The organism is Streptomyces sp. NPDC085932 (genome assembly GCF_044540525.1).
In the GTDB taxonomy this organism is placed as follows: Bacteria; Actinomycetota; Actinomycetes; order Streptomycetales; family Streptomycetaceae; genus Streptomyces; species Streptomyces levis.
The window spans coordinates 1,084,491-1,098,805 of sequence record NZ_JBITSJ010000001.1; the positions used below are offsets into that span (position 1 = coordinate 1,084,491).

General features: G+C 73.0%; 13 protein-coding genes and 1 tRNA gene. 9 read left to right on the top strand and 5 right to left on the bottom strand.

Going from position 1 to position 14,315, the window contains the following annotated elements; all coding sequences use genetic code 11:
• The first annotated feature begins 138 nt into the window (after positions 1–138).
• Both ACIGAQ_RS04395 and ACIGAQ_RS04400 read left to right on the top strand, forming a co-directional pair.
• On the top strand, positions 139–1,326 hold the full coding sequence (locus ACIGAQ_RS04395; protein WP_311687059.1) for a thiolase family protein: 1,188 nt from the start codon (positions 139–141) through the stop codon (positions 1,324–1,326).
• Between the two features lie 78 nt (positions 1,327–1,404).
• Positions 1,405–2,178: a sulfite exporter TauE/SafE family protein gene (locus tag ACIGAQ_RS04400; protein ID WP_311687057.1), complete on the top strand. Its 774-nt coding sequence runs from the start codon at positions 1,405–1,407 to the stop codon at positions 2,176–2,178.
• On the opposite strand, the gene ACIGAQ_RS04405 is transcribed toward ACIGAQ_RS04400, so the two are convergent.
• The gene (locus ACIGAQ_RS04405; RefSeq protein WP_399779047.1) at positions 2,164–2,964 is read right to left on the bottom strand and encodes an HAD-IIA family hydrolase; all 801 of its coding nucleotides are present in this window, start codon (positions 2,962–2,964) and stop codon (positions 2,164–2,166) included. The genes ACIGAQ_RS04400 and ACIGAQ_RS04405 overlap by 15 nt on opposite strands.
• A 222-nt stretch (positions 2,965–3,186) precedes the next feature.
• On the opposite strand from ACIGAQ_RS04405, the gene ACIGAQ_RS04410 reads away from it, so the two are divergent.
• A complete protein-coding gene (locus ACIGAQ_RS04410; RefSeq protein ID WP_399779049.1) occupies positions 3,187–3,933 on the top strand; it encodes a cobalt-precorrin-6A reductase in 747 nt (248 codons plus the stop codon).
• Between the two features lie 86 nt (positions 3,934–4,019).
• On the opposite strand, the gene ACIGAQ_RS04415 is transcribed toward ACIGAQ_RS04410, so the two are convergent.
• From ACIGAQ_RS04415 to ACIGAQ_RS04425, 3 genes are all read right to left on the bottom strand, one after another.
• The gene (locus ACIGAQ_RS04415; RefSeq protein WP_399779051.1) at positions 4,020–6,095 is read right to left on the bottom strand and encodes an MDR family MFS transporter; all 2,076 of its coding nucleotides are present in this window, start codon (positions 6,093–6,095) and stop codon (positions 4,020–4,022) included.
• An 81-nt stretch (positions 6,096–6,176) separates the two neighbouring features.
• Positions 6,177–6,947, bottom strand: coding sequence for a precorrin-6A synthase (deacetylating) (gene cobF, locus ACIGAQ_RS04420; protein WP_399779053.1), 771 nt, complete (start codon positions 6,945–6,947; stop codon positions 6,177–6,179).
• A 317-nt stretch (positions 6,948–7,264) separates the two neighbouring features.
• A complete protein-coding gene (locus tag ACIGAQ_RS04425; RefSeq protein ID WP_399779055.1) occupies positions 7,265–7,798 on the bottom strand; it encodes a DUF309 domain-containing protein in 534 nt (177 codons plus the stop codon).
• A 98-nt stretch (positions 7,799–7,896) separates the two neighbouring features.
• Between ACIGAQ_RS04425 and ACIGAQ_RS04430 the strand changes: the two genes are divergently transcribed.
• A tRNA-Pro gene (locus ACIGAQ_RS04430) sits at positions 7,897–7,970 on the top strand.
• Positions 7,971–8,032: 62 nt separating this feature from the next.
• Here ACIGAQ_RS04430 and ACIGAQ_RS04435 read toward each other — a convergent pair.
• The gene (locus ACIGAQ_RS04435; RefSeq protein ID WP_399779057.1) at positions 8,033–9,223 is read right to left on the bottom strand and encodes an FAD-dependent monooxygenase; all 1,191 of its coding nucleotides are present in this window, start codon (positions 9,221–9,223) and stop codon (positions 8,033–8,035) included.
• A gap of 261 nt (positions 9,224–9,484) precedes the next feature.
• On the opposite strand from ACIGAQ_RS04435, the gene ACIGAQ_RS04440 reads away from it, so the two are divergent.
• The 5 genes from ACIGAQ_RS04440 to ACIGAQ_RS04460 all read left to right on the top strand — a co-directional run bounded on the left by ACIGAQ_RS04440 (position 9,485) and on the right by ACIGAQ_RS04460 (position 14,207).
• Positions 9,485–10,147 (top strand): NUDIX domain-containing protein, encoded by a 663-nt coding sequence (locus ACIGAQ_RS04440; RefSeq protein ID WP_311687047.1) that lies wholly within the window; start codon positions 9,485–9,487, stop codon positions 10,145–10,147.
• An 88-nt stretch (positions 10,148–10,235) separates the two neighbouring features.
• On the top strand, positions 10,236–11,219 hold the full coding sequence (locus ACIGAQ_RS04445) for an aldo/keto reductase (protein ID WP_399779059.1): 984 nt from the start codon (positions 10,236–10,238) through the stop codon (positions 11,217–11,219).
• A gap of 70 nt (positions 11,220–11,289) precedes the next feature.
• On the top strand, positions 11,290–12,120 hold the full coding sequence (locus tag ACIGAQ_RS04450) for a DUF427 domain-containing protein (RefSeq protein WP_399779061.1): 831 nt from the start codon (positions 11,290–11,292) through the stop codon (positions 12,118–12,120).
• A gap of 150 nt (positions 12,121–12,270) precedes the next feature.
• The gene (locus ACIGAQ_RS04455) at positions 12,271–13,107 is read left to right on the top strand and encodes a polysaccharide deacetylase family protein (RefSeq protein ID WP_399779063.1); all 837 of its coding nucleotides are present in this window, start codon (positions 12,271–12,273) and stop codon (positions 13,105–13,107) included.
• An 8-nt stretch (positions 13,108–13,115) separates the two neighbouring features.
• Positions 13,116–14,207, top strand: coding sequence for a GNAT family N-acetyltransferase (locus ACIGAQ_RS04460; protein WP_399779065.1), 1,092 nt, complete (start codon positions 13,116–13,118; stop codon positions 14,205–14,207).
• The last annotated feature ends 108 nt before the right edge of the window (positions 14,208–14,315 follow it).

Genomic DNA, 14,315 nt, shown 5'->3' on the forward strand with positions numbered 1-14,315 from the left:
ACGGTGGCGGCCGTCCCCGGCCTGCGAGAACACCGTTCGAGGCCCTCTTCGGCCACCGAAATCTTCCCAGGAGCGCACGGAGGGACTATCATCCGAAACTAGCAGTGCTAATTAACAGGCGGTGTGAGGAGCCCTCTCGTGCGTCCCGTCCACTTCGCGGCCGCCCGCCGCACCCCCATCGGCAAACTGCGGGGAGCCCTCTCCCCGGTACGGCCCGACGATCTCGCCGCGACCGTCGTCCGCGCCCTGATCGCCGACGTGCCCGCGCTGGACCCCGCCCGGGTCGACGACGTGTACTGGGGCGCCGCCAACCAGGCCGGTGAGGACAACCGCAACGTCGCCCGCATGGCCGCCCTGCTGGCCGGCCTGCCCGAGTCCGTCCCCGGCGCCACCGTCAACCGCCTGTGCGCCTCCGGCCTGGAGGCGGTCACCACGGCCGCCCGCACCATCGCCGCGGGCGAGGCCGACGTCGTCGTCGCGGGCGGCTCCGAGTCGATGAGCCGCGCCCCCTTCGTGCTGCCCCGCCCCGACGAGGCCCAGCCGCACCGCATGGAGACCGTCGACACCCGCCTGGGCTGGCGCCTGGTCAACCCGGCCATGAAGGACCTGCACGGCCTGCTGTCCATGGGCGAGACGGCCGAGGAGGTCGCCGCCCGGTACGGCATCCCGCGCGAGCGCCAGGACGAGTTCGCCCTGCGCAGCCACCAACGCGCCGCCGACGCCCGCAAGAACGGCCACTTCGACGACGAACTGCTGCCCGTCGAGCGCCCCGACGGCGTGGTCGTCGACACCGACGAGTGCATCCGCGAGGACACCTCGTACGAGAAACTGGCCCGGCTGAAGCCGGTCTTCCGACAGGGCGGCACGGTCACCGCCGGCAACGCCTCCCCGATGAACGACGGCGCCGCAGGACTCCTCCTGGTCAGCGAGGAGGCCCTGAACGACCTGGGCCTGGAGTCCCTCGGCCGCTACGTCGCCGGGGCGTCCGCCGGCGTCCACCCCGACGTCATGGGCATCGGCCCGGTCCCCGCCACCCGCAAGGTCCTGGCCCGGACCGGCTGGGACATCGGCGACCTGGAGGAGGCCGAGTTCAACGAGGCGTTCGCGGCCCAGGCCCTGGCCTGCGTCGACCAGCTCGGCATCGACCCCGACCTGGTCAACCCGAGCGGCGGCGCCATCGCCCTCGGCCACCCCCTCGGCTGCTCCGGCGCCCGCATCCTCACGACGCTGCTGCACCGCATGCGGCGCACCGGGGCCGGCAAGGGACTGGCCACGATGTGCGTCGGGGTCGGGCAGGGCAGCGCGGTGCTGGTCGAACGGCCCTGAACCGGACCGGACCAGGACGCCCATCAGGCGAGACGGCGCTGACCGCACCGGTTCGTTGCACATAGCATCAGTGTTCGCATGAACACCATGACGCTCTGGCACATCACCGGCTGGGAATTCGCCGCCCTGGCCTTCGCGGCCCTGCTCGTCGGCTTCTCGAAGACCGCCGTGAGCGGGGCCAACACGGTCAGCCTCGCCATCTTCGCCGCGGTGCTGCCCGCCCGCGCCTCCACCGGTGTGCTGCTGCCCATCCTCATCGCCGGGGACCTGCTGGCCGTCGCCACCTACCGGCGGCACGCGCACTGGCCCACGCTGTGGCGGCTGTTCCCGGCGGTCGCCGCGGGCGTCGTCGTCGGCACGGTCTTCCTGCTCTGGGCGGACGACGCGATCGTACGGACCTCCATCGGCGCGATCCTGCTGCTCATGGCGGCCGTGACGGTGTGGCGCCGGCGCACGGCGGACGCGGAGGAGGAACCGGAGTCCGTCACCACCCGGCCCGGCCGGCTCAAGGCCCGCTCCTACGGCGTGCTGGGCGGCTTCACCACCATGGTCGCCAACGCGGGCGGCCCCGTGATGTCGATGTACCTGCTGTCGGCCGGCTTCCGCAAGCTCGGCTTCCTCGGCACGTCGGCGTTCTTCTTCCTGATCGTCAACGTCTCCAAGCTGCCCTTCAGCGCCGGCCTCGGCCTGATCGACGGCCGCTCCCTCCTGCTGGACCTCGCGCTCGTGGCGTTCGTCGTGCCCGGCGCCGTGCTCGGCAAGTGGGCCGTCGACCGGATCAACCAGCGGCTGTTCGAGCAACTGGTCATCGCCGCGACCGTCGTGGGCGGGCTCCAGCTACTGCTGCGCTGAACCCCGCAGCAGGACGGGAAGGTCCGCGAACGCGTCGATCACGTGGCCGGGCGTGCCGTCGGCGGCGTCCAGCGTCTCCTGCCGGAACTTCCCGGTCCGCACGAGCACCCCGGTGATCCCGGCCCGCTGCGCCCCCAGGACGTCGGACTCGACGTCGTCCCCGACCATCACGGCCTCGCCCGCGCCGACGCCGAGCCGGGACAGGGCCGCCTCGAAGAACGCCCGGGCCGGTTTGCCCGTGATCTCGGCCTCCACACGCGCCGCCCGCTCCAGACCGGCCAGGAACGCGCCCGAGTCCAGCCGCAGCCCTTCGGCCGTGCGCCAGTACAGATTGCGGTGCATCGCCACCAGCCGGGCCCCGCGCTGCAGGTGCCCGAAGGCACGGTCGAGCGCCTCATAGCCGAACTCGGGGCCGGCCCCGCCGACCAGGACCACATCGGGCTCGGCGTCGCCGTCCGCCGGGTCGACCACCGTCACCCCTTCCAGATCCGCCGCGATGTCGCCACTGTTCAGCAGGGCGCAGCGGGCGCCGGGAGAGTGCTCGGCGAGATGGGCGGCGGTGGCCGCGGGGGCGGTCAGAATGTCCTCGGCGCCCACCGGGAACCCCGCGTCCGCCAGTGTCCGGGCGATCGACGCCCGGGTCCTCGACGTCGTGTTCGTCACCAGCAGGACGGCGTACCCGGCCTCCCGGATCTCCCGCAACGCCTCCACGGCCCCGGGCAGCGGCCGCCAGGAGACGGTCAGCACCCCGTCGATGTCCACGAGCACGGCACGCACGGACTCCATGCCAGGACCATAACCACCCAGGGCCGTGCCCGCCGGTCCAGCCGCTCCGGATCGCGCCCGGTGGTGGGGTTGCCCGGGCCGTGCCCGGCGGTGCTGCCTCCCTGGGCCGTGGCACCCGGTCCGGCCACTTCGGCTTCCGCTGTGCAGCTGCGCGGCGGTCGGTGCCCTTCGGTCCGTACCCGTGTTGCCGTTCGTCCCACGGGACCTCGTACGCTCGGCGCCGTGTCCTCTCATGTCCTGATCCTCGGCGGCACGGCCGAGGCCCGTGCGCTGGCCACCGCGCTGTGCGCACGCCCCGGTGTCCGGGTCACCACATCTCTCGCGGGGCGGGTGGCACGGCCGGGCGCGGTCGACGGGGACGTGCGCGTCGGGGGCTTCGGCGGTGCCGAGGGACTGGCCGAGTGGCTGCGGCGGGAAGGCGTGACCGCGCTCGTCGACGCCACCCACCCCTTCGCCGAGTCGATCACGGCCAACGCGGCACGGGCCGCCGCCCGGACCGGGGTACCGGCGGTGGTGCTGCGCCGCCCGGGGTGGCGGCCCGGCCCCGGGGACCGCTGGCACCCCGTCCCCTCGCTGGACGCGGCGGCGGAGCTGCTGCCCCGGGTCGGCCGCCGCGTCTTCCTGACCACCGGGCGCCTGGGACTCGCGGCGTTCGCACACCTGGCCGCGCTCCACTTCGTGGTGCGATCGGTGGACCCCCCCGAACCGCCCCTGCCGCCCGACACGCACGTACTGCTGGCCCGGGGCCCGTTCACCGTGGCGGGCGAGACGGCCCTGCTGCGGGAGCACCGCGTCGACGTCCTGGTGACCAAGGACAGCGGGGGAGCGGCCACGGCGGCCAAGCTCACCGCGGCCCGGGACCTCAAGGTGCCGGTCGTCGTGGTCGAGCGGCCGCCGCTGCCGGAGGGCGTGACGGCGGTACCCGATGTGGCGGGTGTGCTGGAACGACTGGGGCTGGGCGGTTCCTGAGGCCGCTGTTCCCGGTGGCGTCCCGGACGGGGTGACGCCGCCGCCGGCGACGACGCCGCTGCCGTCCGGTGAGGGGACCGGAGCGCTCACGCCCCGCTGGCCGCCAGGGCCTTCGCCGGCCGGGCCGGCAGGCCGTGGCTCAGGTCCTCCACCAGCAGCCGTTTCGCGATCGCGTCGACCGCGACGCGCAGGTCGGCGTCCGAGGGGCGCCCGATGTCCCGCCCCAGCCGGTCCTCCAGCCACGCCGCCCACGCCCTGGTGATGACCGCGGCCTCCCGGGCACCGGCCTCCGTGTGGGACAGCACGGACCCGTGGCGGGTCAGGAACCCCTCCTCGACCATCCGCTCGAAGACCGGCAGCAGCACCTCCGGCGGCAACCGGCGCCGCGCCGCGATCAGCCCCAGGCTCGCGTGCCCGACCAGCCGCGTGAACAACTCGACCTGCATCACGGCCCACGCCCCGGCCACGTCCAGCCGGGTGTCCGACTCCAGGACGATCCGGCGCGTGGTGTCCAGGTCGGCACCGCCGATGATCTTCCCGACGGCGGCCTCCAGCACCCGCCGGGAGTCCGCGCCGTGCGGCGAGGCGAACCCCTCGCCCAGGTCCGTCGACCCGGTCCGCGCGGTGTCCCGCAGCCGTACCTGCTTGAGGAACAGGGCCACGAGGAAGCCCAGGACGGCGACCGGCACGGTCCACAGGAAGACGGTCTGCAGCGTGTCCGCGTAGGCGTCGACGATCGGCGCCGCCGTGGCCGACGGCAGCTCGTGCACGCCCTCCGGGCTGGTCGCCGCCCGGCCGACGGTCGCCGGGTCCACCTCACCGGCCCGCGCGGCGTCCGCGACGCCCGCGCGCAGGTTGGGCGCCAGCGCGTTGGTGTAGATCGTGCCGAACACAGCCGTGCCGAACGAACTGCCCAGCGTGCGGAAGAAGGTGACGCCGGAGGTAGCGGTGCCGAGCTCGGCGTAGTCGACGGTGTTCTGCACCGCGATCGTCAGCACCTGCATGCTCAGCCCGATGCCGGTGCCCAGCACGAACATGTACAAGGACTCAAGCCCCGCGCCCGTGCCCGGCCCCATCAGGGACATCAGGTACAGGCCCACGCCCATCACCAGCGAGCCGACGATCGGGAAGAGCCGGTAACGGCCGGTCCTGCTGACCACCGTGCCGCTGAACACCGACGCGATGAGCAGCCCCGCCACCATCGGCAGCGTCCGCACGCCGGACACCGTCGCCGAGTCGCCGTCGACGTACTGCAGATACGTCGGCAGGTAGGTCAGCGCGCCGAGCATCGCGAAACCGACGATGAAGCTCAGCACCGAGCAGACCGTGAACACCGGGTTGGCGAACAGCCGCATGGGCAGCATCGGTTCGCGCGCCCGCGTCTCCACCCGGCAGAACAGCCCCAGCGCGACCACACCGCCCACGAACAGCCCGATGATCACCCCCGAGCCCCAGGCGTACTCGTTCCCGCCCCAACTCGTCGCCAGGATCAGCGCGCTGGCACCGACCGCGACGAGCGCGATGCCCAGGTAGTCGATGACGGGCCGGACCGCCGACTTCACCACCGGAATGGTCCGGGCCGCCGCCGCGACCACCACGATCGCGATGGGCACGTTGACGTAGAACGCCCAGCGCCAGGTCAGATGGTCGGTGAACAGCCCGCCCAGCAGCGGCCCGACGACGGTGGCCACGCCGAACACCGCGCCGATCGCGCCCTGGTACTTGCCGCGCTCCCGCAGCGGGATCACGTCCGCGATCAGCGCCATGGACGTGACCATGAGCCCGCCCGCGCCGATGCCCTGCATCGCCCGCCAGGTGATCAGCAACGACATGTTCGTGGCCAGACCGCACAGGAACGACCCCGTGATGAACACGATCGCCGACACCTGGAAGACCAGCTTGCGCCCGAACAGATCGCCGAACTTGCCCACCAGCACGGTCGCGACGGTCTCCGCGAGGAGGTACGAGGTGACCACCCACGACATGTGCTCGGCCCCGCCCAGGTCCGACACGATGGTGGGCAGGGCGGTGCCGACGATGGTCTGGTCGAGTGCCGCGAGCAGCATGCCCAGCATGATCGTCACGAAGACGACGTTGCGGCGGCGGCTGTCCAGCACCGGCGGCTGGGAGGCGGGCGGGGCGGTTTCCTCCACGACGGTCACGTCGTCACCTTCACACCTGTGGGCTACGTGCGCATGCCAGAACGTCCGCACGGGTGCCCGGTGTCGTGCGCCCCAGTCGTGTCAGTCCCGGGGGTGCCGGCGCAGCAGATACGTGTCCATGATCCAGCCCTTGCGTTCACGCGCCTCGGCCCGCAGCCGCTCGATGCGCGGAGCGGCCTCGGCGATCGGGCCGGAGACCAGGATCTCGTCCGGCGTGCCGATGTAGGCGCCCCAGTAGATGTCGACGTCCTCGTCCGCGTACCGCCGGAACGCCTGGTGCGCGTCGAGCATGACCACGACGTCGTCCACGCCCTCCGGGAAGCCCTCCGCGAGCCGCCGGCCCGTGGTGATCTGCACCGGCCGGGCGACGCGGTTGAGACCCGTGCGGTGCCGGGCGACGAGCGCCGAGACGCTGCTGATGCCCGGCACGACGTCGTACTCGAACGTGACGGCCCCGCGCTCCAGCACCTCCTCCAGGATCGCCAGGGTGCTGTCGTACAGCGAGGGGTCGCCCCACACCAGGAACGCGCCGGTCTGCTCCTCGCCGAGCTCCTCGGCGATCAGCCGCTCGTAGATGTCGGCCCGGGCGCTGCGCCAGTCCCCGACGGCGGGGGAGTAGGCGGCGCCACCGGCCCGCCGGTCCCGCTCCGGGTCGCGCGCCTCGACGACCCGGTACGTGCCCTCCTCGACGTGCGCGTCGAGCATGTCCCGCCGTAGCGCCGTGAGATCCGCCTTCACCTCGCCCTTGTCCAGGAGGAAGAACACGTCCGTGCTCCGCAGCGCCCTGACGGCCTGGAGGGTGAGCTGGTCGGGGTCGCCCGCGCCGATACCGATGACATGAATCTTTCGCACGCCCCGAGTGTGCCGCACGCGCGGGGGCGGCCCTGCACCGAGTCCCGGTCGGTTGGCGGGTCGCCGGTGGTTGAGGGCGGATCGTCGATGGCGGGTTGTCGACGGCGGGTCGTGGGTGGTCGATGGCGGGTGGCGGGTGGCGGGTGGCGGGTGGCGGGTGGCCGGTCGCCGGACCGGGGCCGGGGGGTCGGCCGGGGCCGGTGGTCGGGGAGGTCGGGAGGTGGGCGGGGGCAGGTGCTCCCCGCGCCGCGTCCTGGTCGGTTCGCCGGTCGGCAGGGCGGTCGGCCGGCAGGCCGGAGGGTGCTGCTGCGCCCGGGTCAGCCGGAGGCTCCCCGCAGGCGTGGAGCCCGCCCCTGCGCGTCCACGGCCCGGCCCTCCCGCTCGACCTCCGTGGCCAGGGCCCGTGCCCAGCCGGCCACCGCCGCGACGTCGACGCCGTGCGGCCGGGCCCGGCCCGAGCCGGACACCCACGCCTCCGTCGCGCCCGCGCCGCGCCGCAGCAGCCGGGCGCCGCCGGTGAGGTTCCCGCGGGCGGCGTGCGTGAGGCCCACGGCCAGCTGGGCCAGACCGCGCCACAGCTCCCGTTCCTCCTCCGGGCCCGACTTCCACGCGTCCTCGAAGACCTCGTGGGCGTGGAACGGTTTCCCCTCGTCCAGCAGCCGCTGCGCCTCGGCGACGGTCTCCTCGGGCGTACGGACCACGCCCTCCGGCTGCCGCGGCACGCCGTCCGCCCCGTACGGCAGGGGCCGGCCCAGACCGTCCCGCGGCCGGGCGTTGCGGGCCCGGCCCTCCGCATCGCGGTCCCGCGCGCCGCCGGGCCGGTCCGAGTAGGTCTCTCCAGTGCTGCCCATACGCCGATTGTCCCGCCCGGCCCGCTTTCGGCGCGGCCAGGGGTGTGGGGTAAAGTGCTGTTCGCGCGATCACGCGGCTCACCGCGGGTGGCGCGCACCGGGACGTGGCGCAGCTTGGTAGCGCACTTGACTGGGGGTCAAGGGGTCGCAGGTTCAAATCCTGTCGTCCCGACGGTGCGAAGGTCCCCGCGGGCGGATGCCTGCGGGGACCTTTTCCGTCAGGGCGGTGGGCGATCACGGCACGCGGTGTCCGTAGAGCCAGTCCAGGCGGCGGTGGTACACGCGCGGCGCCAGCTTTCCGAGGAACCACAAGGGCACGTGGGCGAAGCGGCCCTCTCGGTGGAAGCGCTGCCCGTTCTGCCGGGAACCGGCCTGGACTCGTGCGGTGCGCGGGCGCCTCGCGGCGGCGTACGACCGCAGCGCCCGTGGCACGTCGCCGGTGTGTTCGAGCCGGTCGGCGAGCACCCGTGCGTCCTCCAGAGCCATCGTGGCGCCCTGCGCCAGGTAGGGCAGCATCGGGTGGCACGCGTCACCGAGGAGCGCGACCCGTCCGTCCACCCATGTCTCCAGGGGATCGCGGTCGAACAGCGCCCAGCGGAAATGCGTCTCCGCCTCCCGCAGGGCGGTGGTCACCGTCGGGTGCCAGCCCGCGAAATCGGCCAGCGCCTCCCGCCGGGTGCCGCGCTCGGTCCAGGACTCGCCCCGCCACGCGTCCCGCTCCACGACCGCCACCAGGTTGGCGAGTGTCCCGCCGCGGAGCCGGTAGGTGATGGCATGCCGCCGCTCGCCCACCCAGAGGCACGCGGTGGGCGGGGGCGCGTCACGGCCCAGACGCTCGACCGGGACGGTGACCCGCCAGGCGACGTGGCCGGTGAACCGGGGCTCCCCGGCCCCCAGCATCCGTTCGCGGATCGCCGAGTGGATCCCGTCCGCCCCGACGAGGAGGCTCCCGTCGATCCGCCGGCCCGAGTCGAGCACCGCCGTCACGCCCCGCGGCCCCTGTTCATAGCCGCGCACGGCCGTCCCCGTGAGCAGGGTGATGTCCAGCCCGCCGCCGGCCGCCCCGGCGAGCAGGGCGTCGAGCAGGTCGGAGCGGTGGACGTGCAGGTAGGGGGCTCCCCACCGCCGTACCGCGGTCTCGGCGAGCTCGACGCGGAAGACGCGCCGGCCGGAGCGGCCGAGCCGCATCTCGACGGCCTCGGGGCGGAACGTCGTGGGCAGCAGCCGGTCCAGCACGCCGAGGGCGCTCAGCACGCGCACCCCGTTCGGGCTGAGCTGGATGCCCGCGCCGATCTCCCCGACGGCCGCCGCCCGCTCCAGCACCGTCACCCGCCAGCCGGTGCGGCCGAGGGCGAGCGCGGCGGCGAGGCCGCCGATCCCGGCCCCCACCACGAGCGCGTGCCGAGCGTCCCGTTCCCCTTCCATGAGCCCTCCCCCGTGAGGTGCATCGGATCCTGGCTGTCCGCTGTCCGCTGTCCGCTGTCCGCTGTCCGCCGTTCACCGCTTCCCAGCCCGTCGCCACGAGGGCCGGCCGGGGCCGGTCCCCACTGTCCCCCACCGCACGGGGCGGCGGGCAGTCCCGGACACGTCATGCCCGGTACGCCGTGCCCCGGGCGGCCCCGGGATGGTAGAAGCGGACATGACCTTCTCGATCTTCCCGCTCCACCGTCGCCCGGCCGGTGCCCGATGACCGCCGGCATCGACACGCCCGACCGCAGGGGCCGCACCGGACTCGACCGCGCCGGCCGGGACCTCACCGGCAACCCCCGCGTCAAGGTCCGCGACGTGCAGCTCCTGTCCAGCCACTGGTACGTCGAGCGGACCACCACCTTCGACTTCCGGCACGCCGACGGCACCTGGAGCACCCAGGAACGCGAGACGCACGACCGCGGCAACGGGGCCACCATGCTGCTCTACGACGCCGAACGCGAAACCGTCCTGCTCACCCGCCAGTTCCGCTTCCCGGTGTACGTCAACGGGCATCCGGACGGCATGCTCGTGGAGACCCCGGGCGGCCTGCTCGACGACGAGGACGAGCACCCGGAGATCGCCGTCCGGCGCGAGGTCGTGGAGGAGACCGGCCACACCATCGGCGAGGTCCGGCACGTCTTCGACGTCTACATGAGCCCCGGCTCGGTCACCGAACGCGTCAGCTTCTACGCCGCCGCCTACGGCCCGTCGACCCGCACCCACGAGGGCGGCGGCCTCGGCGAGGAGGGCGAGGACATCGAGATTCTCGAACTGCCCTTCCGCCGGGCCCTGGAGATGATCCGCACCGGAGAGATCGCCGACGCCAAGACCATCATGCTGCTGCAGTGGGCGGCGCTGGAGGGGCCGTTCGCCCGCTGACGCCGCTCGTCCTTGACTTCGAGCGCGCTTCAGCAGGAAGACTCCCGTGCGTGCCCCGAGGCGCGGGGCACGCACGGGAGGAGCAGCCATGAAGTACCGCACGATCGGCACGGACCCGCGCACCCGGCGCGAGGTGAGCGTGCTCGCGCTCGGCGCCATGCTCTTCGGCTCGGTGACGGACGAGGCCACGTCCTTCGCCCTGCTCGACCGCTACGCCGAGGCCGGCGGCACCTTCATCGACACGTCCGACAACTACGCCTTCTGGGCGGACGGCGGCCAGGGCGGCCAGAGCGAGGAACTCCTCGGGCGCTGGCGGCGCAGCCGCGGCATCGGCGACGAGATCGTCATCGCGACCAAACTCGGCGCCCGCCCCCTGGCCCCCGGCACCAGCTACACCGACAACCCCGAGGGCCTGTCCGCCAAGGTGATCCGTGAGTCGGCGGAGCGCAGCCGCGAGCGCCTCGGCCTGGAGAAGCTCGACCTGCTCTACGCGCACATCGAGGACCGCACCGTCCCCCTCCAGGAGACCGTCGAGGCCTTCGCCGGGCTCGTCGCCGAGGGCACGGTGGGGCTGCTCGGCGCCAGCAACCACGCCACCTGGCGCGTCGAGCGGGCCAGGGCCCTCGCCGCCGCGGCCGGACTGCCCGGCTACGAGGTGCTCCAGTACGCGCACACCCATCTGCGCCCCCGCACCGACGTGCCCGACGACCTCTTCCCGGACGGCAGCCTCGGCCACGCCGGCCCCGACCTGCTGAGCTACCTCAGGGCCGAACCCGGCCTGACCCTGGTCGCGTACTCGCCCCTGCTCAGGGGCGCCTACAGCCGCCCGGAGCGGCTGCCCTCCGACTTCGACCACCCCGGCACCCCGGCCCGGCTGGCCGTACTGCGCGAGGTGGCCCGGGAGACCGGGGCGAGTGTCGGCCAGGTCGTGCTCGCCTGGCAGATCGGCGGCGACCTGCCGATCGTGCCGCTGGCCGGGGTCTCCACACTGGCCCAGCTGGAGGAGAACCTGGCCGCCGTGGACCTGGAGCTGAGCGAGGACCAGCGGGCCCGGCTCGACGCGGCGCACTGAGAGCCGTGGGACCGTGGAGGGGAACGGACCTCCGGACCACCGGACCTCCTGCGTGAAGGAGACACCGGCCATGACCACCCACCCGGCCCACCCCGCCGCCCGGTCGATGACGACCACCCCCGAAGGCCTCCTGTGGGAGCCCAGCGAGCGCTGGGTGCGCGGCCGCAAGGGCGACGTCACCGTCGTCGACAGCCGCCACCCGGTGCTCGTCTGGGAGCCCGGCCTGCCCGTGCCGCAGTACGCCTTCCCGCGCGCGGACGTGCGCACCGACCTCCTCCGCCCGGCGGCCGACCCGCCCACCGGCACCCACACGGGCTCCCGGATCTTCTACGACCTGGTCGCCGAGGACGGCGAGGTACGCCCGAACGCGGCCTGGACCTTCCCCGCCGACGATCTGGCCGGCCACATCGCCTTCGAATGGTTCCGGCGCACGGACACCGGCCTCGACCACTGGTACGAGGAGGACGAGGAGATCTTCGTCCACCCCCGTGACCCGCACAAACGCGTGGACGCGCTGCCCAGCAGCCGTCATGTGCGGGTCGAGATCGACGGGCAGGTCGTCGCGGACACCCACGCCCCGGTCCTGCTCTTCGAGACGTCCCTGCCGACCCGGTACTACCTCCCGCGCGAGGACGTACGCCTGGACCTCTTCGAGCCCACCGACCACCACACCGGATGCCCTTACAAGGGCACCGCCTCCTACTGGTCCTGGCGCGGCGAGGCCGACGTGCCGCCGAACCTCGTGTGGACCTACCCCGACCCCCTGCCCGCGGTGGCGGTGATCCAGGGCCGCCTCGCCTTCTTCAACGAGGTCGTGGACATCACGCTGGACGGGGAGCGCCTGGAGCGGCCGGAGACACCGTTCAGCGGGATGCTGCGGAAGGCGAGCCACCGCCGCTGACCCGGGAGAACGCCTCGTCTTGACGGCATGCACCACCCGTAGGACGCTGGACGTATACATCGTACGCGTACGCCAGGGGACAGCAGGGCTTCCACGGGAGTCGCGGCCCGGCGACGCGACGGTCCGTCGGTGGCGGACAGGAGCGAACCCATGACTGCCGTGCCCGTGTTCCTGTATCACGCGGTCACGGACGATCCACCGGCGTGGATCGCACCGTTCACCGTCAGGCCGGGAGTGTTCGCGGATCAGCTCGACCGGCTCGTGGCCGGCGGGCGCACGGTGATCTCCATGGCGCACCTGGTCGACGCCATGCGCTACGGGGCGACGCTGCCGCCTCGTCCAGCCGTCCTGACGTTCGATGACGGATTCGCCGACTTCTGGGACTCCGTGCTTCCCGAACTCGCCAGGCGGAACCTCCCCGCCACCCTCTACATCACGACTGAAGCGGTGCGTACGTCAGGCGGGGAGGGCGGTGAGACCCTGCTCCCGCCCGCCGACATGCTGACCTGGCGGCAGATCCGGACGCTGGAGGACCGGGGGGTGGAGATCGGTGGCCACTCCCGGACCCATCCGCAGCTCGACACCCTCCCCGCGGAGCGTCTGAGGGACGAGATCCACGGATGCCGCAGGCAACTGGAGGACGCGCTCGGACACAGCGTCCACGCGTACGCCTACCCCCACGGATACTCCGACCGGCGCGTCAGGCAGTGCGTCCGGGACGCCGGATGGACCTCGGCCTGTGCGGTGGCCGACGCGTTCACCTCGCTGCGCGCCGATCCCTACCGCATCACCCGCCTGACGGTAAGGGCCGACACGGGATCGGACGTCTTCGAGGAGTGGGTCGGCGGGCAGGGAGCTCGCACCGCCCCGTTCCCCGAGCGGCCGCAGACCACAGCGTGGCGGTATTACCGCCGCCTCCGGGCCCGGATGGGCAGTCCGGTCGGTGGCCCGCCGACCGGACTGCCCGCACAGCTCGACGCGAAATGAACACGGACATGGATTACAACGTGGTGGCACCGTCCGAGCTACGCCCCGACGAGGTGGCCGCCTGGCACCACCTGCAGACGGAGCATCCCGAGTACGCGAACCCGTTCCTCGGCCCGGAGTTCGCCCAGGCCGTGTGCGCCGTACGGCCGACGGTACAGGTGGCCGTCGCCGAGGAAGGCGGAGAACCGGTGGCCTTCCTGCCGTTCGAGCGCGGGCCTCTGGGCATCGGCCGTGCCGTGGGGTGGGGGATCTCGGACTGCCAGGCGGTGGTCCAACGGCCCGGTGCCGTGCGTGAGGCCGAGCCGCTGCTGCGGGCCTGTGGTTTGTCCGTGTGGGAGTTCGACAACCTCGTGAGCGGTGCGCAGCCCTTCTCCGGCCACAGCCACAGCTTCCACCCCTCACCGGTGATGGACGTCGGCGATGGCTTCGCGGCCTACCAGGAGCGAGTGTCCGAGCGCTCCCACCGGTTCGTGCGCGACATGGCCAAGAACACCCGGCGCTTGACGCGGGAGTTCGGAGAGGTCCGCTTCGTCTTCGACGAGACCGATGTGAGCAGACTGCGGACACTCATGCAGTGGAAGTCGGCGCAGTACCGGCGGACCGGCCGCAGAGACCGCTTCGCCCAGGCGTGGATCACAGATCTGCTGATGCGCCTGCACGCCACCCGCACCGGACCCCTGACCGGCTTGCTCTCCGTTCTCTACGCCGGCGACCAGCCCATCGCCGCCCACTTCGGCATGCGGTCGGAGAAGGTGCTGGCCTGCTGGTTCCCCGCTTACGACCTCCGCTTCCGCAGATACTCACCCGGTCTCCTGCTTCACCTGAGGATGGCCGAGCACGCTGCCGCGGCAGGGCTCGATCACCTCAACCTCGGCCGCGGTGCCAGCCCTCACAAGGAGACCCTGAAGACCCGCGACCTGACGGTCGCGGAAGGGTGGGCGGCCGTGCCGTCGGCCGGGGCCGTGCTGCACTGGCTGAGCCGAGCGCCCGTGCAACACGCCTATGACGCCGTGCTGGAGCGGCCGCGATTGCGGAAGGCGGCCCGGCGGACACTGAACGGGATCGGTCTCCTGCGGACGCGCCGGACCACCTCCGACTGAGGCGCGGCGCCGAAAGGGCGAGAGCCGGGAGCCGCCCAAATGCGGTGGTGTACCGGAACGCCGTGATAACTAGTCTGTGTATGGAATCCCAGCACGGGCCGAGAAATT